This window comes from Puniceicoccaceae bacterium (assembly GCA_040224245.1).
Lineage (GTDB): Bacteria > Verrucomicrobiota > Verrucomicrobiia > Opitutales > JAFGAQ01 > JAKSBQ01.
This window is the reverse complement of sequence record JBEGIR010000088.1, coordinates 36587-56469: the sequence shown is the minus strand read 5'-3', so window position 1 is coordinate 56469 and position 19883 is coordinate 36587. Positions and strand designations below refer to the sequence as shown.

At 52.6% G+C, this 19883-nt stretch carries 20 protein-coding genes and 2 tRNA genes; 20 read left to right on the top strand and 2 right to left on the bottom strand.

The genetic code is table 11. The annotated features are described in order from the left end of the window. Together ABQ298_15175 and ABQ298_15170 are read left to right on the top strand one after the other, a co-directional pair. Window positions 1–305 (top strand): hypothetical protein (locus ABQ298_15175; protein MEQ9825725.1); only part of this gene is annotated, 305 nt, incomplete at its 5' end. Window positions 306–464: 159 nt separating this feature from the next. Further along, window positions 465–1163 carry a DUF3307 domain-containing protein gene (locus tag ABQ298_15170; GenBank protein MEQ9825724.1) on the top strand — a complete coding sequence of 233 codons (699 nt, stop codon included), beginning with the start codon at window positions 465–467 and terminating at the stop codon, window positions 1161–1163. 87 nt (window positions 1164–1250) lie between these two features. Here the strand turns inward: ABQ298_15170 and ABQ298_15165 are convergent. Continuing rightward, window positions 1251–1340 (bottom strand) — tRNA-Ser (locus ABQ298_15165). Between the two features lie 149 nt (window positions 1341–1489). Between ABQ298_15165 and ABQ298_15160 the strand changes: the two genes are divergently transcribed. The 9 genes from ABQ298_15160 to ABQ298_15120 all read left to right on the top strand — a co-directional run bounded on the left by ABQ298_15160 (window position 1490) and on the right by ABQ298_15120 (window position 10256). Continuing rightward, entirely contained in the window at window positions 1490–1879 is a 390-nt protein-coding gene (locus ABQ298_15160; protein ID MEQ9825723.1) for a S4 domain-containing protein, read from the top strand. 49 nt (window positions 1880–1928) lie between these two features. Further along, window positions 1929–3353 (top strand): exopolysaccharide biosynthesis polyprenyl glycosylphosphotransferase, encoded by a 1425-nt coding sequence (locus ABQ298_15155; GenBank protein ID MEQ9825722.1) that lies wholly within the window; start codon window positions 1929–1931, stop codon window positions 3351–3353. Between the two features lie 113 nt (window positions 3354–3466). After that, window positions 3467–4648 (top strand): methionine adenosyltransferase, encoded by a 1182-nt coding sequence (gene metK, locus ABQ298_15150; protein ID MEQ9825721.1) that lies wholly within the window; start codon window positions 3467–3469, stop codon window positions 4646–4648. Between the two features lie 21 nt (window positions 4649–4669). Further along, window positions 4670–6112: an adenosylhomocysteinase gene (ahcY, locus tag ABQ298_15145; protein MEQ9825720.1), complete on the top strand. Its 1443-nt coding sequence runs from the start codon at window positions 4670–4672 to the stop codon at window positions 6110–6112. 65 nt (window positions 6113–6177) lie between these two features. Continuing rightward, window positions 6178–6591, top strand: a complete 414-nt coding sequence (locus ABQ298_15140) for a Minf_1886 family protein (protein ID MEQ9825719.1) — start codon at window positions 6178–6180, stop codon at window positions 6589–6591. 52 nt (window positions 6592–6643) lie between these two features. Then, window positions 6644–7699: a histidinol-phosphate transaminase gene (gene hisC, locus ABQ298_15135; protein MEQ9825718.1), complete on the top strand. Its 1056-nt coding sequence runs from the start codon at window positions 6644–6646 to the stop codon at window positions 7697–7699. Beyond that, on the top strand, window positions 7681–8277 hold the full coding sequence (gene hisB, locus ABQ298_15130; GenBank protein MEQ9825717.1) for an imidazoleglycerol-phosphate dehydratase HisB: 597 nt from the start codon (window positions 7681–7683) through the stop codon (window positions 8275–8277). Before hisC ends, hisB begins: the two co-directional genes overlap by 19 nt. A 14-nt stretch (window positions 8278–8291) precedes the next feature. Continuing rightward, on the top strand, window positions 8292–8915 hold the full coding sequence (gene hisH, locus ABQ298_15125) for an imidazole glycerol phosphate synthase subunit HisH (protein MEQ9825716.1): 624 nt from the start codon (window positions 8292–8294) through the stop codon (window positions 8913–8915). A 48-nt stretch (window positions 8916–8963) separates the two neighbouring features. Then, a complete protein-coding gene (locus ABQ298_15120) occupies window positions 8964–10256 on the top strand; it encodes a citrate synthase (protein MEQ9825715.1) in 1293 nt (430 codons plus the stop codon). Between the two features lie 214 nt (window positions 10257–10470). Here the strand turns inward: ABQ298_15120 and ABQ298_15115 are convergent. Next, window positions 10471–10558 (bottom strand) — tRNA-Tyr (locus tag ABQ298_15115). Window positions 10559–10803: 245 nt separating this feature from the next. Here ABQ298_15115 and ABQ298_15110 point away from each other — a divergent pair. The 9 genes from ABQ298_15110 to atpG all read left to right on the top strand — a co-directional run bounded on the left by ABQ298_15110 (window position 10804) and on the right by atpG (window position 19838). After that, window positions 10804–12369, top strand: coding sequence for a hypothetical protein (locus ABQ298_15110; GenBank protein MEQ9825714.1), 1566 nt, complete (start codon window positions 10804–10806; stop codon window positions 12367–12369). Between the two features lie 25 nt (window positions 12370–12394). After that, window positions 12395–13960, top strand: coding sequence for a hypothetical protein (locus ABQ298_15105; protein ID MEQ9825713.1), 1566 nt, complete (start codon window positions 12395–12397; stop codon window positions 13958–13960). 143 nt (window positions 13961–14103) lie between these two features. Continuing rightward, window positions 14104–14715: a MarC family protein gene (locus tag ABQ298_15100; protein MEQ9825712.1), complete on the top strand. Its 612-nt coding sequence runs from the start codon at window positions 14104–14106 to the stop codon at window positions 14713–14715. A 282-nt stretch (window positions 14716–14997) separates the two neighbouring features. After that, window positions 14998–15849: a FoF1 ATP synthase subunit a gene (locus tag ABQ298_15095; GenBank protein ID MEQ9825711.1), complete on the top strand. Its 852-nt coding sequence runs from the start codon at window positions 14998–15000 to the stop codon at window positions 15847–15849. A 122-nt stretch (window positions 15850–15971) separates the two neighbouring features. Continuing rightward, window positions 15972–16208 carry an ATP synthase F0 subunit C gene (locus tag ABQ298_15090; protein ID MEQ9825710.1) on the top strand — a complete coding sequence of 79 codons (237 nt, stop codon included), beginning with the start codon at window positions 15972–15974 and terminating at the stop codon, window positions 16206–16208. A 114-nt stretch (window positions 16209–16322) separates the two neighbouring features. Beyond that, window positions 16323–16913 (top strand): F0F1 ATP synthase subunit B, encoded by a 591-nt coding sequence (gene atpF / locus ABQ298_15085; GenBank protein ID MEQ9825709.1) that lies wholly within the window; start codon window positions 16323–16325, stop codon window positions 16911–16913. 18 nt (window positions 16914–16931) lie between these two features. Next, the gene (locus ABQ298_15080) at window positions 16932–17327 is read left to right on the top strand and encodes a F0F1 ATP synthase subunit delta (GenBank protein MEQ9825708.1); all 396 of its coding nucleotides are present in this window, start codon (window positions 16932–16934) and stop codon (window positions 17325–17327) included. Between the two features lie 50 nt (window positions 17328–17377). Continuing rightward, the gene (atpA, locus tag ABQ298_15075; protein ID MEQ9825707.1) at window positions 17378–18916 is read left to right on the top strand and encodes a F0F1 ATP synthase subunit alpha; all 1539 of its coding nucleotides are present in this window, start codon (window positions 17378–17380) and stop codon (window positions 18914–18916) included. Between the two features lie 34 nt (window positions 18917–18950). Then, window positions 18951–19838, top strand: a complete 888-nt coding sequence (atpG, locus tag ABQ298_15070) for an ATP synthase F1 subunit gamma (GenBank protein ID MEQ9825706.1) — start codon at window positions 18951–18953, stop codon at window positions 19836–19838. The last annotated feature ends 45 nt before the right edge of the window (window positions 19839–19883 follow it).

Here is a 19883-nt window from a genome sequence, read left to right as displayed (position 1 = left end):
GGTTGCGTTGGGCTTTTGATGGGGGGCCGGAGTTTGCTGCGCATTCGTTGAGTACGATGTCATTTCCGCTCATGGATCTACTCATCCAGCGCTGGTCACCGTCGTCGTCGATTGCGGTGGTCGGCACACTGTTGGGGATGACACAGGATGAGGTTGCACAGCATCCCCTGTCGAGAAAGTCTGACGGGGAAGCACCGACGCGCCAGGCCATTCATGACGCATTGAAGCGTATCGCGTGGGCATCGCACTGGGAACCGGTTCTTCGAAATGCTGACGCATTGTGGGTGGATTTCAAAACGGAGTGAGCGACGAGTGTGCTATGGAAGAGAGGATTTCTGGGTGGAGAGTGAAAAATTATTCGGAAATAATAAGCAAGCTGAATTGCTTGCAACAGGTGAAGTAAAACAAAATAACTTGCTATTTAATAGATGCTTGATTTCTGAGCTTCAATTCGATCACAAAGGATGAAAGAAATCTGGATATTGCTGCTCGCAGCCCATGTCTATGGGGATTTTTTGCTACAGAGTGATCGGGTAGCGGCTGACAAACGCAGCCTTTCCAATCTCATGCTGCATGCATGCATCCATGGAATGGTAGCTTACCTGATTCTGCAGCAATGGCAGTGGTGGCCCTTGATTCCGGCGGTAGCCCTCATGCATGCTTTGGTGGATTTTGTGAAGGCACGCTTTCAGGCAACTTCAAGAGCGTTTGTTGTGGATCAGGTTGTTCATGTGCTCACGCTGGGAGCACTCGCGTGGTTGCTGGGTGGACTGCTGCCGCAACCCGAAACGCTCAGAACCGTTGTTTTCCATCGTGAGATTGTTTTGGGAGCCGGATTTGTCGCTGCGGTCTTTGGCGTTGGATTTTTCATTCGTGCGGTTTCCGATGAAATGTGCGATCAGAATCCGGAATTGAGGCATGAACTCAGCAAAGGCCTGCGCCACGGAGGCTCCATGATTGGCAAGCTCGAACGGGCATTGATTTTTGTTTTTGTGATGATTGGGCAACCCAGTGGAATTGGCTTTCTCATCGCCGCCAAATCGATTTTGCGATTTGAGGAATCCAAAAAACAACCCCTGGCAGAATACGTGCTGATTGGAACACTTTGGAGTGTGGGATTGGCGTTGTCCCTTGCGTTTCTCACGCTGCGTGCAATCCGCTGAAGGCATCCTTGCCGATTCCGGAATCCGAAATTTCGAGGATGGATTGCCATGCGCAAGTGAACGAAGGAACTGAGGAAATGCGTCGAATGGCGGATGGGGAGGGATTCGAACCCCCGGAACCGTCTCCGGCTCAATGGTTTTCAAGACCACCGCAATCGACCACTCTGCCACCCATCCTCATGCGATAAGCCGTCGATACTGAAAGGGCTTTGGGCAAAGTCAAGCCTTTGTCAGGTGTGATTTGGGAGGAGAATTCGGTTGCATTCGTTCAAAAGCTTGGACCGTGACTTGCATCTTGCAGGGGAATCGTGTGATATCTTTAGGCAATGGATAGCGAAGGTATGCGACTGGATCGATATCTCTGGCACGTGAGGCTGTGCAAGACACGCAGCCAGGCGACCCAGGCTTGTCGGTCCGGCGAGGTTCGTATCGGCGGTGATCGTGTCAAACCCTCCCGTCTGGTAAAACCGGGACAGGAGTTCCAGATGCGGCGTGCGGGTGCCAATCGCAGTTATCGCATTTTGGCGTCGGTTGAGCATCGGGTGTCCGCGAAAGAAGTACCATCGCTTCTGTTGGAAACCACCCCGCAGGAAGTGCTGGATGTACTTCAGGCGGCTCGGGAAGCGCCTGCGCTGCGTCGTGACCGCGGAATGGGTCGTCCGACCAAACGGGACTTGCGTCTGATTGAAAAGCTGATGTCGGGCAGCGAATGCTGAATCGACGAATCGAGTTGGAAATCTTGAAAAACTCCCCTACATCCCCGTTGTGATAGCACGTCGAAACAGTGGAGTGGAAATGATCAAGACCTGGGTGATCGCACTCTGGGTAATCCTGTGGTTCATTTTCCACATGTTCATGGGCGTCGAGGTTCTCGACACCATGACCTATGAGCAAACGGACTATGCCGTTTATTTCCTTGGCATCGTGCTGGCGCAGCTGATCCGGCTCGGATTTCAGGTGCAGGAGGAGCGCAGTGTGCTCAATGCACCATCCACCCGGTGGTTGCGGGCATTGAGTTCTGCGAACAAGGACACGCTGATCACGCTCACCGTGTTGTTTGCGATCGTTTTTGCGACCAAGGACAAAGGCATTTCGCGTGTATTCCTCTCGACTTACCTTGTGACGCTCTGGCCTACATTGCTGGTATTGCATCGCTATCTTCCCGTATTGCTGACGGCATTGTTTTTTGGCAAGACCCAGCGCTTCACCACGATCCTTCTCGCAGGACCGGAGAAACTGAAGCAACTTTCAGGGTTTGTGCAGGATTTGCCGCGATCCGGACTGGAGGTTGTAGGCGTGGTGAATACGGATCGCCCCATCCCCGATCCGGATTTTGAGGAACTCCCACTTCTGGGCACGGTGGAAGATCTGAATCGTGTGATCACCGATCACGCCGTGGATCAGGTGATTGTGCTCGACAGCGAGCAGAATCGGGAGTGGTACAGGCAGGTGTTTTCCGTCTGCGACAGTTTTGGCTGTCATGTGATGGTGTACAACTTCTGGCATGATTATGTCGATCAGCCAGTACATTTCACACGCCACGGTGCCCACACTTTTTTTACCCTGCAGGACGAGCCGCTTCAGAACCCCATCAATCGTGCGATCAAGCGATTGATGGATATTGCAATATCGCTTCCTGTTGTGTTTTTGGTGCTGCCGCTCCTCAGCATATGGGTCATGATCATGCAATCGAAACAGGCTCCCGGACCTCTCTTTTTCCGTCAATTCCGTGGTGGCCTGCGCAAGGAACGCTTCAAGATCTTCAAGTTTCGCTCGATGAAGGTGGACCGCGAGCGACGGCAGGAGGTGAAGCAGGCGACATTGGGCGATGAGCGCATTTTCCCCTTCGGAGCGATGATGCGCCGTCGCAGTATTGATGAGTTTCCCCAATTCATCAATGTGCTCAAGGGAGACATGAGTGTGGTTGGCCCCCGACCCCATTTATTGCAGCATGACGATTTGTTTGCGGAGACTGTAGGGACCTACCGCATCCGTCATTTTGTGAAGCCGGGTCTGACCGGACTGGCACAGGTGCATGGGTTTCGAGGTGAAGTTGTGGACAAGGCCTCGATTGAGGAGCGCGTGAAACTCGACATCGCCTACATCAACTCCTGGTCACTTCGCATGGATCTGGAAATCCTGTTCAAGACTCTGGCGGAGTTGTTTTTTCCATCGGATTCTGCTTATTGAGCCGGATGTCTATCCTTGTCGTTGATGGTAGGTGGCACATTTGGGAATCAGGCGTTGATTTTCACCGCAAAAAGGCTTTTTGTGCTTGTTTGCGTTTCAACCGCTCACTCAACATGTTAAAAAAATTCATCTTTTCCTCCGAATCTGTCGGAGAAGGACATCCTGACAAAGTCGCCGACTATATTTCAGACAGTGTGCTGGACGCCTGCCTTGAGCAGGACCCCCACAGTCGAGTCGCCTGCGAAACCCTGGTGAAAAGCAACTGTGTTTTTCTGGCAGGTGAAATCACGACTCGCGCGAAGTTCAATTACGAAGAAGTGGTCAAAGCGGCGATTCGCGATATTGGTTACGTTAACGATGATGACGTGTTTCACGCGGACCGGGTTTTCCTGGTCAATGCATTGACCTCTCAATCTCCGGATATTGCGCAGGGCGTGGATGCTAGGGCGGCTGAAGGCAAGGCAACCGAAGAACAAGGTGCAGGAGACCAGGGCATCATGTTTGGATATGCGAGCAAGGAAACCCCGGAGCTCATGCCTGCGCCCGTGATGTTTGCCCATCGCATCCTGCGCCGGTTGGCTGAAATCCGCAAGGAAGGCAAACTTGCTCCGTGGCTGCGTCCCGACTGCAAGGCCCAGGTTGCGGTTCGCTATGATGAAGGGCGAATGGTGTCGGTGGAAAATGTGGTGATTTCAACACAACACACCGCAGATGTAGCGCATGCGGAGATCGTGCGCTTCTGCAAGGAGGAAGTCATTTCCAAGATCATTCCGGCAGAGCTGCTCACCGATTCAACCGAATATTTCATCAACCCGACTGGCAAGTTCGTGGTCGGAGGACCACAGGGCGATGCTGGTCTGACAGGTCGCAAAATCATTGTGGATACCTATGGCGGTTGGGGACGCCATGGTGGCGGTGCGTTTTCGGGCAAGGACCCTTCCAAGGTGGATCGCTCTGCAACCTACATGGGCCGCTGGGTTGCCAAAAACATTGTCGCAGCGGGGCTGGCCGAGATTGTGGAGATCCAGGTTGCCTACGCCATCGGTTATCCCGAGCCGCTGAGCATTGCGATTGATACCTTCGGCACCGGAACGGTTTCGGAGGAACTGATTGCTGCTGCGGTGAGAAACACGTTTAGCTTCAAGCCTGCAGAGATTGTTCGCCAGCTCGACTTGCTGCGCCCGATTTACCGCAAGACGACACACTACGGGCACTTTGGAAAAGATGATCTTCCGTGGGAGCAGACCAACAAGGCTCAGTCCCTCAAGGACTATGTGACTGCTCATCAATCCTGAACACTGGCATTGCCCATCTCTATGAAAACCACGATGACTACCGAAACAACGGTTGAAACCGCGCTGGAATACAAAGTTGCGGACCTTTCCCTGGCGGACTTTGGACGCCGTGAAATCAATATTGCCGAGAAGGAAATGCCTGGCTTGATGGCAATCCGTGAGAAGCACAAAGCCTCCAAGCCATTGTCTGGGGTTCGCATCATGGGTTCACTGCACATGACCATTCAGACGGCGGTGCTGATCGAAACTCTTGTTGACCTTGGTGCGGATGTGCGCTGGGCCAGCTGCAATATTTTTTCGACACAGGATCATGCTGCTGCGGCGATTGCGGTTGCGGGAGTACCCGTTTTTGCGTGGAAGGGAGAAACGCTTGAGGAATACTGGTGGTGCACCTACAAGGCATTGACCTGGCCCGACGGCAAGGGACCCCAGTTGATCGTGGATGACGGGGGAGATGCGACACTCTTTATCCACAAGGGGTACGAACTTGAGAATGGTGATGACTGGGTCAATCAACCCTCGTCGAGCGACGAGGAGGAGGTTATCAAGGCCAAGCTCAAGGAAATCTACGAGGAAAATCCCCTGCACTGGAATGGTGTGGTCAAGGAATGGAAGGGCGTTTCCGAGGAAACCACGACTGGAGTACACCGCCTCTATAAGATGCAAGAGGATGGCAAACTGCTTGTGCCCGCGATCAATGTGAATGATTCGGTCACCAAGTCCAAGTTTGACAACCTCTATGGCTGCCGCGAGTCCTTGATCGACGGAATCAAGCGCGCTACGGATGTCATGATTGCCGGTAAGGTGGCTGTGGTCTGTGGTTACGGCGACGTCGGCAAGGGATGTGCGCAGGCATTGCGAGGCATGGGTGCCATTGTGATTGTGACAGAGGTCGATCCCATCTGTGCCCTGCAGGCAGCGATGGAGGGTTACCGGGTCATGACCATCGAGGATGCGTTGCCGGAAGGGGACATCTATGTGACCACGACGGGTTGTTACGATGTGATCACCTTCGAACACATGGAGGCAATGAAGGATCAGGCCATTGTCTGCAACATTGGTCACTTTGACAACGAGATCCAGATGAGTCGCCTGAACAAGGCTCCCGGAGTTCAAAAACTCAATGTCAAACCCCAGGTAGACCAGTACTTTTTTCCTGACGGGAAATCGATTTTTATTCTCGCAGAAGGTCGGTTGGTTAATCTCGGCTGCGCAACGGGGCACCCGTCATTTGTGATGTCAAATTCCTTTGCGAATCAGGTGTTGGCCCAGGTTGAACTCTGGACGAATCTGGAGAAATATCGTCCGGGTGTTTACATCCTGCCCAAGCACGTGGACGAGGAGGTTGCACGCCTGCACCTGCAGCGCATCGGCGCGCGCCTGTCCAGGCTGACAGAAGCCCAGGCGAACTACCTGGGCGTCAAGGTGGATGGTCCCTACAAACAGGAGCACTACAAGTACTAATCCCAAGGCACCCGTGCCGTCGATGACATGCGTCAACGGCATGCGGGAAGCCTGGATTGTCGAGCATGGCGCAACGAACCTACAGTGAAGTCATTGAGGCGATCCTCGATCACGATAGCCGCTATGAAAAAGGGGCCTATTATTTTGTTCGGGGAGCGCTCGATTTCACCCTGAAATCCTTGAAAAAAGAGGGGATGGCGGGCGACTCAAAGCATGTCTCCGGGCAGCAGTTGCTCGAGGGCATCCGGGAGTTTGCCCTGGAGCAGTTTGGACCCCTGGCCTACACTGTTTTTCAGTATTGGGGACTTCGAGAGTCCCGGGATTTTGGAAACATCGTTTTCAACCTGATCGAGGTGGGAGTCCTGGGAAAAAACGACCGGGATGACATCGCCGACTTCGCTGAAGGATTTGATTTTAAGCAGGCCCTGCTCGAACCATTTGAGCCTGAGGGCAAAACCCTGTCATTTTCAAGGAACTGAACCCGTGTGCACCTCTGCAACGTTTCAATGGAAGGATTACATACCGCAGCGCATGCAGGCCGGCAAAGCCTATGTGCCCGGTGAGCAGCGCAATACTTCCGACTGGATCAAGATCAATACCAACGAGTTTCCGTTTGATCCGAGTCCTGATGTGAAGGAAGCGATCCAGAAGGCTTGCGGTAAACTGCGGTATTACCCCGATCCGACTGGCAGCGAATTGCGGGAGCAAATCGCTTCGCAGTACGGTGTCGATCCGAGGCAGGTGATACTCTTTAACGGATGTGATGACGCACTGAACTGCTGCATTCGCGGCCTGCTCGATCCAGGAGAACGCGCAGCTTTTCTCAATCCGAGCTATTCGCTCTACACAACGCTGCTTTCGAATCAGGCAGTGATGGGGGTTCCCCTGGAATATGGTCCGGAGTTCGCGTTGCCACTGCAGTCGCTGATCCAGTGTGATGCGAAAATGCTTCTGCTCACCTCGCCCAATGCGCCGAGTGGGGTTGCCTTTAAACAGGAGGAATTGCTGAAACTGTTGCATGAGAAAGAATGCATCGTGGTGCTGGATGAAACCTACGGAGACTTTGCACCCTGGTCGGCGATTCCGCTGATCCGGGAATTTCCCAATGTGATTGTGGTGAAGAGTTTTTCCAAGACTTTTGGATTGGCGGGCCTTCGTCTTGGATTTGGCATCGTGCACCCCGACGTTGTGGAAACCTTTCATAAAATCCGTGACGTGTACAATGTGGACCGCCTTGCGCAGGCCGCTGGGGTGGCGGCATTGAAGGATAAAGACTACTATCGGGAAAAGCATGCAATCATCGCCGAAACCCGACGCAGTTTCAGCGACTTTCTCCAGGGTCAGTTGGGATGGAGTGTACTTCCATCAGCAACCAATTTTGTGTTTACCATCCCGGTAGATCCCCAGCAGTGCTCCAGTCCTGAAATTGCCCAGTCACTTTATGCGTTTCTGGTTGAGAACCGCATTTTGGTGCGGTATTTTTCCAATCACCCCCTGATTGCGTCCGGATTACGGATCTCGATCGGGACGCCCGAGCAAATGGACCGGGTCCAAGACCAACTGCAACAATGGACAAAGCGCGCATAGCAACTCTCGACCGTAATACACACGAAACCCAGATTCACCTCGAGCTGAAGGTGGATGGAGTTGGTTCCTTTGAAGGTACCTGCGGCGTACCTTTCATGGATCACATGCTGACCCTGTTCTGCAAGCACGGCCGATTCGATCTCAATTTGAAGGCAACGGGTGACCTGGATGTGGATTATCACCACCTTGTGGAAGACCTTGGCATTGCACTGGGGGAAGCCTTTCGTGCAGCACTGGGTGAGAAACGTGGTATTGTGCGCTATGGCTCCATGGAGCTTCCCATGGATGAAACACTGGTCAGCTGCGCCCTCGACCTGAGTAACCGCGCTTTCCTTGTTTACCGTGTGCGATACGAGGTCACTTTTGTGAGGGATTTTAATACCTTGCTGCTTCGGGAGTTTTTCCAGGGATTTGCAAATGCGATGGGCATGAACCTGCACTTGACGCTGCAGTATGGCGATGAGCCGCACCACATTGCAGAAGCACAATTCAAGGCATTTGCACGTGCGCTGGATCAGGCAACTCGTCTGGATCCACGGATCGAGGGAGAAATCCCTTCCACAAAAGGCATGCTGTGATTCAGGAAGCTGCCATGCATAAAGTTGCCGTGATAGATTATGGCATGGGCAACCTTCACTCGGTGTGCAAAGCACTCGAAAAAGTGGGGGGAGTGCCGGTGTTGCTGAGTGAACCCGCCGACCCGGATGCCTTTGATCATGCCGTGCTTCCCGGGGTTGGTGCCCTTGGGGATTGCATGCGTGGTTTGCATCATCGCGGCATGGCGGACTGGGTGCGTTCCTGGATTCGCGAAAACCGCCCGTTTCTTGGGGTATGTTTGGGATTGCAGGCCTTGTTTGAGCGATCCGAAGAGTATGATGCGAAGGGACTGAACATCCTGCCCGGTGTGGTGAGGCGGTTTCAGCTCTCGCAGCCGTATAAGATCCCCCACATGGGGTGGAATGCCGTTCAGTTCCATCGATTGGATACCGTGATGGATAAAGGGTTGCTTGAAGGAGAACCTCAATTCTACTTTGACCACAGTTTCTTTGTTGTGCCCGAAGAGGATTCAATGGCCTGGGGATGGACTGATCACGGTCATCCCTTTGTCAGTGCCGTTCGCAGCGGAAATTGCTATGCTGTGCAGTTTCATCCGGAAAAAAGTCAGGCTATCGGATTGCAAATTTACGAAAACTTCTTGAGACTGAGTCGGGCTTGACCCTCATTCGATCTTACCCAACTTAGACCAGTTCAAGCGGCAAAAATTATGGATAAAACAGCTACCATTACCATTGGAGAGAAGTCCTACACCTACCCCATTATTACCGGTACCGAAAATGAGAATGCCATTGATGTGCGTCAGCTTCGGTCGGATAGTGGGCACATCACGTTCGATGAGGGCTATGGGAATACGGGTTCCTGTGAGAGCGCGATTACTTATATTGATGGCGAAAAGGGCATCCTTCGAAACCGGGGATACGCGATTGAAGATCTGGCGGAAAATTCCGGGTTCATCGAGACTGCCTATCTCATCATTTACGGAGAGCTTCCCTCGGCGGATCAGCTGAATCAGTTCCGCACCCGCATTCGCACCAATGCGGCGATCAATACCAACATGAACAGCCTGTTTGACGGGTTTTCCTCTGAGGCCCGCCCCATGGCGATTCTTTCGTCGATGTTGAATGCGCTGGGGTGTTATTACCCCAAAATGGCGTCCAACAATCGCGAGCAGGACATCGAGTTTTTTGACGATGCGGCTGCACTGCTGATTTCGAAGGTACGCACGATTGCGGCGATGGCGTATCGCAAGCAAATGGGGCTGCCCTTTGTTTATCCGCGTTCGGATCTTCCGTATGCGTCGAACTTCCTGCACATGATGTTCTCCGAGCCTTACAACGAATATGTGGACGAACATGGTGTTGCCAAGGCGTTGGACTTGTTCCTGCTGTTGCATGCAGACCATGAGCAAAATTGTTCGACCTCTACGGTTCGCATGGTGGCATCAAGCGGGGCAAACCTGTTTGCTTCGGTGGCGGCTGGCGTTTGTGCGCTTTGGGGACCTCTCCATGGAGGGGCAAATACGGCCGTAGTTCGCATGCTTGAAAAGATTCACAGTGAGGGCGACGATGGAAAAGATTTTATCCAGGCAGCGAAGGACGGCAAAGCCAAGTTGATGGGATTTGGACACCGCGTCTACAAGAACTACGATCCACGTGCCAAGATTATCGGAAAGGTGGCGGATACCTTGACGAACAAGCTGGGATTGAATGACCCATTGCTTGAGATCGCACACAATCTTGAGCAGGCGGCACTTAACGATGAGTATTTCATTGAGCGCAAGCTGTATCCCAATGTGGATTTTTACAGCGGCATCATCCTCAAGGCCGCTGGAATTCCGGTGGACATGTTCACGGTCATGTTTGCAATTGGTCGTTTGCCGGGCTGGATTGCAAACTGGTATGAAATCGCCACGAACCCGCGTTCACGCATTCATCGGCCGCGTCAGATTTACACTGGGGCCGTGCTGCGGGAATATGAACCGTTGGAGTCACGCTCCTGAAAAATCCGCTTTGTTGATGAATTTGTGAAGATCCGCTCGGAAGAGCGGGTCTTTTTTTTGGAATTCACCTGGGGTGTGAGGGTGATTCGCAAGTGATTGCATGGAAAAGGATTATCACTTTATACTATTTGTAACGAACCTCTTTGTGGTTCCCATCCTTCAACACCTCTGATGGAGCGCGCAATGGTATTTGAGTGAAGATTGGAGGTAAAAATGGTGGTGGGAGAGGGATTCGAACCCCCGAAGGGCTGAGCCCGGCTGATTTACAGTCAGAGTCCTTTGGCCAACTTGGATATCCCACCACTCAGGGTGAAGTGGCGATGAAAGCCGGAAAAAAATCGCAAGTCAAACACAAGATTCAAAAAATGTGAGAGTGAATCCAGCAGGGGTTCAGAATCTTGAAAATGAGTCTAAGTGCACGGTTTTTCTGCACTTTATCGATGATTGGTCCCTAAAACAGTTGCTTTCAGAAAGAGTTGCCATAAAACTTCGAATTTCGGTTTAAACCCAAAAAAGATCCGACAATTACTCTCAAATTCGAGCAGATATGAAATCTAATACAACCACACCGTTGACCCGCCTTCGCTTGGTATCGGTCCTGTGTTTTGCGTTGTTGACCCCGTTTGCCATGCAAGGGCAACTCGTGGGTGACAGCAATGCGTCTGGCAGCTCACAGGTGATCGATTCTCCCGAGTCGGTTCAGCAAAATACCAATTACGACTGGCAGGGGTTCCCCCTCACCGCTTCCTCACCGGAGCAGACCATGATTCTGATCAGCAAGGAAGTTCCGCGCGAAGTTCGCCCGGGCACGCCTTACAGCTACAAGATCATGGTGACGAACAATTCCGCTTTCCAGATTGATAAGGTGATTCTCACCGAGCGCATTCCGTCGAATTTTGAGTTCGAATCTGCCTCGCCAAATCCGGAGGCTCGCGACAATCTGCTGCGCTTTGAGTTCGAAGCACTGGCTCCACGTCAGGTTGAAGTTATTTCGATCACCGGTTCCACACCGGGACCAGGTCAGGTGAATCACTTGAACGATACGACGCTTGACTTCAACATCGGGCCGTTGACTTCGATCACCAGTGTGGTTCAGCCTCAGTTGAATCTGGCGGTCGAGGCACCAGAGGACAGTATTATTGGAGACATCATTCCGGTGAAGCTCACCTTCCGCAATGGAGGAAGTGCACCGGTTTACGATGCATATTTGTCACAGATTCTTCCGAATGGTCTGGTGACCAATGCGGGCAAAGATCAATTTGACCTGGCGATTGGTAACCTCTTCCCGGGCGACCTGAAGGTCTTTGATGTCAGCCTGCGCTCGACTGCAACAGGACGATACACGGTGGATCTGCTTGCAACTGCTCGTGACGGAATCACAGCAAACGCAGTCATGGAAACTGCGGTTCTCAAACCCGATCTCGAGCTGACGGCTTCAGCACCGTCCATGCGTTTTGTTGGAAATACCATCGTTAGTAATGTTGAAGTGACCAACCGGGGCGATGGTCGTGCTCGTGATTTGGTCGTGTCGCAATACCTCGCTGCGGGCACTGAGTTTGTCAGTGCCAATGAAGGTGGTGTTCTGCAGGACAATACTGTAGTCTGGCGAGTTGGCAGCTTGCTTCCGGGTGAAACGAAGACTGTCACCTCCCGCGTTGCAGCACGACAAATCATGACCGTTCGCACCAGTGCTGTGGCTCAGGCCAATGCAGCGGATACTGTTGAAGGGGTCATGGTGACCGATGTTCAGGGTGTAGCTGCATTGCTGACTCGCCTGTCCGATATCAATGACCCGGTTCCAGTGGGTGACAATGAAGTCTATGTCATTCAGGTTGAAAACCAGGGTAGCCTTGCAGGCACGGGTATCCGCCTGAAATGCGTGCTGGAAGAAGGCATGGAATACGTGAACTCCACCGGACCGACTCAGGCCAAGGTTGAGGGCAATCAGATTGTGTTTGATTCACTTCCGGCTCTCGAACCGGATGCAGTCGCCGAGTGGCGTGTTGTCATCAAGGCTCGCAAGGCTGGAGACGTGCGTTTCACCGCTGTAGTTGAATCCGATCAGTTGACCGAACCGGTGACATTCAATGAATCTACCAATTTCTACAACTAATCGAGGAATGGGAGGATACTTTAGCATGAAACTTTCAAACAAGAAAAACGCACTGGCGTTCACAGCAATCCTTGGATTGCTTGCTCTCATCACGGGTTGTACCACACCCCCCGCCACTCCGGAAACCGAGACTGAAAAACCCGTTTCCCCGGCGCAGACAAACCAGTTCTACGAAAACCGCGACGATACCTCCTACTCCTGGCAGGGGTTCCCGCAGAATGTGACTCGTCCTCAGGATGCGTTCATTCTGGTGGAGCGTGAGGTTCCTACTGAGGTTCGCCCTGGTCAGGATATTCGCTACACCGTGCGTCTGACCAACCAGAGCAGTTTCACGGTTGACCAGATCGTACACACTGAAACCCTTTCGGATTCCCTCGATTTTGCATCGGCGGAACCGTATCCGGAAGAACGTGACGGGAAATTGGTCTGGACCTTCGACGGTTTTGGTCCGGGACAGTCCCACTCGATCACCATCGAAGGGAAATCCCTCCGCACAGGCTCGCTGCGCTATAACGGAAACACCTCACTCGGCTTTGGCCTGGGTTCACTCGCATTGGCGACCAATTCCATTCAGCCCGAACTCTCACTGGGCGTGAGCAACGCAAGGCTGGCGCTGGTTGAAGAACCCATCCCGGTTAACCTGTCGTTCCGCAACAGTGGAACTGCTCCCATCGAAGACGCCCGTCTGGTGCACACCTTCCCGCGTGGATTGCTGACCGAGGACGGAAAGAGTCGCATTGAACTGACGCTGGGCAACTTTGCTCCGGGTGAAGTCAAGGCAGTCGATCTGGTGCTCAAGGGTGTCGAAACGGGTAACTACCAAACCCAGCTTCGCGCAACTGCAAATGACGGAATCTCAGCTGTTGCGACACTCGAAACGTCAGTCGTGAAGCCAGAGCTGGTGATCACTGCCGATGCTCCGAAGCTGCGCTATGTGGGCAATGTTATTCCTTACACCATCGAAGTGAAGAACGTGGGTGATGGCATCGCACGGGATACCAGCATCACGCAGGTTCTCGCCGAAGGAACTTCCCTTGCTTCTGCAGACCAGGGAGGTGTTGCACAGGGACGCACCGTCGTGTGGAACGTTGGTGCACTGAATCCTGGTCAGGCAAAGGTTGTCAGCACCCGTGTGGTGGGTGAGCGCATCATGATTGCGCGTTCCACCACTCAGGCCAGCGCAATTGCCGCCGACACGGTTCAGGCAACCATGGTGACCGATGTGGAGGGTATTGAGGCCCTTCTGGTGGGTGTAGAAGACGATAATGATCCGGTTCCCCTCGGTGATGTAATCACCTACAATGTGTCGGTGACCAACCAGGGTTCCCTGGAGGCAACTGGCATTCTGGTGAAGGCTTTCCTGACCAAGGAAATGGAATTCGTGGAATCCTCCGGTGCGTCCAAGGGCCGTTTGGACGGCAGCGAAGTCGTCTTTGATATGCTGCCAGCACTCGCTCCGAATGCGAAGGCATCCTGGACGATTCGTGTGAAGGCTGTTGGAACGGGAGACTTGCGCTTCCGTGCCGAGGTCGTCAGTGACCAGATCAAGCGTCCGGTCTCTCAGGAAGAATCCTCTTCCTTCTACGAATAAGTTTTGTTGATTTCATAAACGCTTCGAGAACCGCGCCTGGAAACAGGCGCGGTTTTTTTGTAGTCGTTTCACTAGGGCTACAGCGGTGCTACGCAATGGATTTGATTTGTGTGTCACAATGTTGAGATCTAGCCTGAGTGGTTATGGAAATGTCCTGGTTTTCGGCGGTCTTACTTTTATTGATCATTCTGGATCCGATCGGAAATGTACCCATTTTCATCGCAACCCTCGACCGTGTGGCACCAGAAAAGCGATTTCGCGTCATTGTTCGGGAATGTTTGATTGCCTATTTGGTGCTTCTGGTCTTTGCGGTGGCGGGGAACCAACTGATGGGGTGGATGCACCTCTCGGATTATTCGATGGGAATTGCGGGAGGGTTTATCCTGTTCATCATCGCCTTCCGCATGATCTTTCGACGTCCGGACGGTGTTTTTGGGGAAGCTACAGAGTCCGACCCATTCATTTTCCCCATGGCCATTCCTTTGTTTGCCGGACCCTCGGCGATCGCGTTTGTCCTGCTGCTGACATCGAAGGCACCGGATCGACTCTTGGAATGGATCCTGGCCATCACACTTGCAGCTGCGGTTTCTTCCGCCATTCTGTGTCTTGGCAGCCCGCTGGACCGGTTCATCGGACGTAGGGGAATGAAGGCCATGGAAACCCTGCTCGGTTTGTTACTCACGGTAGTTGCGACACAAATGTTGCTCGATGGAATTGGGGTTTACTTACAGCATTTGCGGGAGATTCAGGGCTGAACGTAGGCAAATAAGCGACTTTTGCTGATACAGAAGTGACTCCTGATTAGAGGATGCTAATGATTCCCCGTATCTGTTCGATTTTTGTGGTCAAAGCCATCGTTTCGTTTTGGAAACACTCTTTATCGCTAATCCTAAAGCATGAATTTTGTGACGTAATGCCATTGAACTTACACCATTATCCGATTGACGAAAATGCACCCAACTGGCATCAATGGCTGGGTTCATTTCAGTGCGACCGAGCGCAGCGAATTCTTTGATATTGCCAGCAGCCAACCATCCATGAGACGAATCCTACCGGGTCTTGCATTTCTGTTCTTACTCACCAGTGCTCAAGCTGCTGATGGAGTTTCTCCCTATGCCTACGGGTTGTTTGAGATACCCGGCCTTGGACTGACGGTTACGAACTCCATGGTGATGCTGTGGACGGTCACTCTGCTGCTCATCTTGTTTGTTCGCCTTGCGGTGCGGAAAGGAGAGCTGGTTCCCTCCACGGGTCAGGCTCTGGTTGAAATCGTCGCAGAAGCAGTGGAAAATCTCATCGAGCCCATTGTCGGGAAACGCTTGGTTCGGCCCACCTTCTGGCTGCTGGCTGGATACTTTTTCATCATTCTGATTCACAACTGGAGCGCACTGATCCCAGGTGTCGGAACGATTGGAATGATCGATCAGGATGGTCATTTCAATTACTGGTTTCGACCGGCCAATGCGGACCTGAATACAACGCTCGCCCTGGCGATCATTGCCACAGGTGCATGGTTTTATTACGTGCTGCGCTATGCAGGATTGAAGGCCTTGCTAGTTGATCTATTTGGGAACAAGGCTGACAAAAAGGATGTCGGCACCGTCATCTGGATGCTTCTGTTTCCGATTTTCTGGGCGGTGGGGGTCATTGAAGTAATTTCCATTGCTTTTCGACCAGTATCCCTCTCTTTCCGACTGTTCGGTAATGTCTTTGGTGGCGAAAATCTATTGTTCAATATGATGGGATTGTTTGCCTGGGTCATGCCTGCACCGTTCTACCTCCTGGAATTGCTCATTGGGTTGATTCAGGCACTGGTATTCACACTGCTGGTTGCTGTTTACATCGGACTGATCTGCAATCATGAATCTGAAGATGGGCATGCCCATTGATTTTTTGGTCAAACATGTGTTTTCCCGTCACATCCATCGTTTTCTGAAGTTTTGAAATTCACCCGCAAGAGAGATGCGTTTCAAGCTTCGACAATCATCAATACTCAAATCAAATACATCCTATGTTAGAAATTATCTCAAACTTCGACGTGATCGCACAGCTTACTGGTGACCTTGGAAAAGGACTTACTGCCGCCCTGGGATGCGCATCTGCCGCACTGGGGGTCGGTCTGATCGGAACCAAGGCTGTGGAATCCGTAGGTCGCAATCCGAGTGCATCCGGAAAGGTTCTGGTTCAGAGCATCATCGGTATGGCACTCGCCGAAGCGGTTGCATTTTATTCGTTGTTTTTGTATTGAACCCGTGTTCGCCTTGTTGCGGACTCTTACCGTTTTTCCGGAGCGGCAGCAAGGATGCTGCGGCTCCGGTGACCATTTCCAAATCCCATACGCAATCCCCAGTCAGGAATCCACATGATCGACCTTCTTCAAATTGCAGCTGATGTTGCGGGCCACGCAGTCGAGCACGGTGCCCATGCGGTAGCCGCTTCCAGTCCCATCGAGAAGATTGCCACCGGCTTCCACGTCGAGATCAAAACACTGTTGGCGCAGATTGTGAGTTTTCTGCTCATTTTTGCCGCTCTGTATTTTGGTGCCTGGAAGAAGGTGCTGGATGTCCTGGAGCAGCGCCGCACCAAGATTGCCGATGGCCTTCAGTATGCGGAGGAAATGAAAACCCAGCTTGCTGAAGCAGAGCGCAAGCAGGCTGAGACTCTCAAGGCAGCCGCGTTGGAAGCAAAGGAAATCACTGCGCAGGCGCAGAAGACCGCAAAGGAAATCATTGAAAAAACGCAGCGCGATACACAGCGCAAGGCTGAAGAAATGATTGCGCAGACACGTGAGAATCTCACGCTTGAGCGCAAGCAGATGCTTGCAGAGGTCAAGGAACACGCCAGTCGCATGGTCGCGTTGACTGCCGAACGCGTATTGAGTCGCGAACTCAATGACACTGAACGCAACCGGTTTGCAGAGAGTGCTGCAAGTGAAATCCAGAACGCAGGCTGATTAACCCGGCAAGCTGTAATGCATGTTTCCCAAACCAAACTGAAATCCTTTATCCGGCGCCTGGTTGAGTTATCCAAGACCGATGGGCGAGTCGATTCGAAGAAGGTTGCCGAAGTGCTTGAAACACTGAAGGCACAATCCCCACGTGGGCTTCGTCAGATCCTCTCCCTTTATCGCAATGCGGTACAGCAGGAGATTCGGCGATGCACCGCAAGCGTTGCCTATGCTGGAATCCTTTCGGAGGCGACACAACAATCGTTGCTTCAGGCACTCGAAACCAAGTTTGATCGCAAACTACAGCTGGATTTGCATGAAGATCCGAGTTTGTTGGCAGGCATCAAGATAACCGTGGGCGACAATGTGATGGAGCATTCGATACGACGCATGCTTTCCCAACTCCACTCCGCCGCCTAGATCACTTTCCCAAACCCTTTCAGACGTCAAATTTCACCCAGCTTTACCTGATGAGCAGCATTATCGAACAAATCGAACAAGAGATCAAAAATCTGGACACCCGGGTCCAACAGACCAATGTGGGGCGCATCGCGGCAATTGCGGACGGAGTCGCCCGCATCGAAGGACTCTCCGAGGTCATGTTCAACGAAATGATTGAGTTCCCCGGAGGTTTGATCGGTCAGGCACTCAACCTTGAAGAAGATGAGGTGGGTTGTGTGATCTTTGGCGACATCTCCAAACTGAAGGAAGGGGACGAGGTCAAGACGACCGGACGGTTGTTTTCAGTTCCCGTCGGGATGGAGCTGTTGGGTCGCACCGTAGATGCATTGGGCCAGCCGATTGATGGAAAAGGCCCCATCGACGCCAAGGAATTTTATCCGGTTGAAAAGATTGCCCCCGGTATCATGCCGCGCAAGTCTGTCGATCAGCCAGTGCAGACGGGCATCATGTCAATTGACTCGATGATTCCGATTGGTCGCGGTCAGCGCGAACTCATCATTGGTGACCGTGCAACCGGCAAGACCACAATCGCGATTGATACGATTGTGAATCAGGCCCGCATCAATGACAAAGGCCTTGCCAGCGGGGACGAGTCCTTCCGTCCCATTTATTCCATCTATGTCGCAGTCGGACAAAAGAATGCCAACGTAGCCCGCATCATTCGCACTCTGGAACAAGCCGATGCGCTCAAATACACCATCATTGTATCGGCTCCGGCTGCCGACAATCCGGCCAATCAGTACATCGCTCCCTTTGCCGGTTGCGCGATGGGGGAGTGGTTCATGCAGAATGGAAGGGATGCACTGATCGTCTATGATGATCTCTCAAAGCAGGCCGTTGCCTACCGTCAGATTTCCCTTATTCTGAAGCGTCCTTCCGGGCGTGAGGCCTATCCGGGAGATGTGTTCTACCTCCATTCACGTCTGCTCGAGCGCGCTGCACGCCTGAATAAGAACAGCGGTAATGGTTCCCTTACGGCGTTGCCGATTATCGAAACACAGGCAGGCGATATTTCCGCCTACATTCCGACGAATGTGATTTCCATCACGGATGGACAGATCTTTCTGGAAACCGACCTTTTTAACCAGGGCATTCGCCCGGCGATCTCGGTCGGCCTTTCCGTATCCCGTGTGGGTTCCTCCGCCCAAACCGGAGCACTCAAGAAGGCAGTGGGACGCATGAAGCTGGAGCTTGCCCAATTCCGGGAACTTGCCGCTTTCGCCCAGTTTGGATCGGACCTTGACGCCCGCACCAAGGCTCAGCTCGACCGCGGTTCGCGCATTGTGGAAATGTTCAAGCAGCCCATTTTGAACCCGCTGGCAATGGAAATGCAGGTCGGTATCATCTGGGCGGTCCAAAACAACTACTTTGACGATGTTGCCGTTGAACGCATGGTCGAGGCCAAGAACAGCCTGCGAGAGTATTTTGAGTCCACCGGCAGCGACGTGATGGACCAAATCGCCCGTGAACAGAAACTCACGGATGAGATTGTGGAGGCTTTGCATCGTGCTGTGAAGGCGTGGAAGACCACCTGGTCTGCAGCGTAAACCCGCCGCCCAAACTTCAGCCAGACTTGAGCGAATGTCCAAGATAGCCCATATCAAGCGCCGGATCAAATCCGTCAAAAACACCCGCCAGATCACCAAGGCAATGCAGTTGGTGGCAGCTTCCAAAATGAAGCGGGCGCAGGATCGTGCGCTCGCGGGCCGGGACTATGCCCTGTTGCTCGCGCGCATGATGCATGTTGCAATCTCGCACAGCGATGAAGTGCGTCATCCGATGATGGAGCGCAGGGAAGTCAAAACCCGTGGCATTCTCACCATCACGACCGACAAGGGGCTGTGCGGAGCACTCAATGCCAACCTCTATCGCCTGCTGTCCCAGATCCAGGGGGACTGCAAATTTGTCAATGTCGGTCGCAAGGGCAAACAATACCTCAGCCGTACAGGTCGCAATCTGGTCGCCGATTTTCAGGTATCCGACAAGGCTCAGTATGCGGAGGTTCGCCCCATTGTTGAGTTCATGGTAAAAGCGTTTCTGGACGGAGAAATCGATACCGTTGAGATCGCGTTTCCCCGATTCATCAACACCATGGTGCAGGAACCCAGGCTGATCAAAATTCTTCCGATTGTGGATCTGCAGGATTGCCTGGATCAGCTGCGACTGAAGGATGAAGAGGATACGCTCGAAATGACGCACGATGATCGGGAGATTAAGTATGAACCCGATGTGGCAAGCATTTTGGAGGAACTTCCGATTCTCTTTGTGAAGCAGCAAATCCACCAGTTCATTCTCAGTGCAAAGGCCTCTGAACACTCCGCCCGAATGGTGGCCATGAAGAGCGCGACGGACAACGCCTCCACACTCGTGGACAGTCTCACTTTGAAGTTCAACAAGGCCCGTCAGGCGGCCATCACGCAGGAGATTCTTGAAATCGCAGCCGCGACGGCTTCGAATTCCGGCAAATAGCCAGAATCTTCCAAACCCATCATCAGAACCATTTCAAAACATACA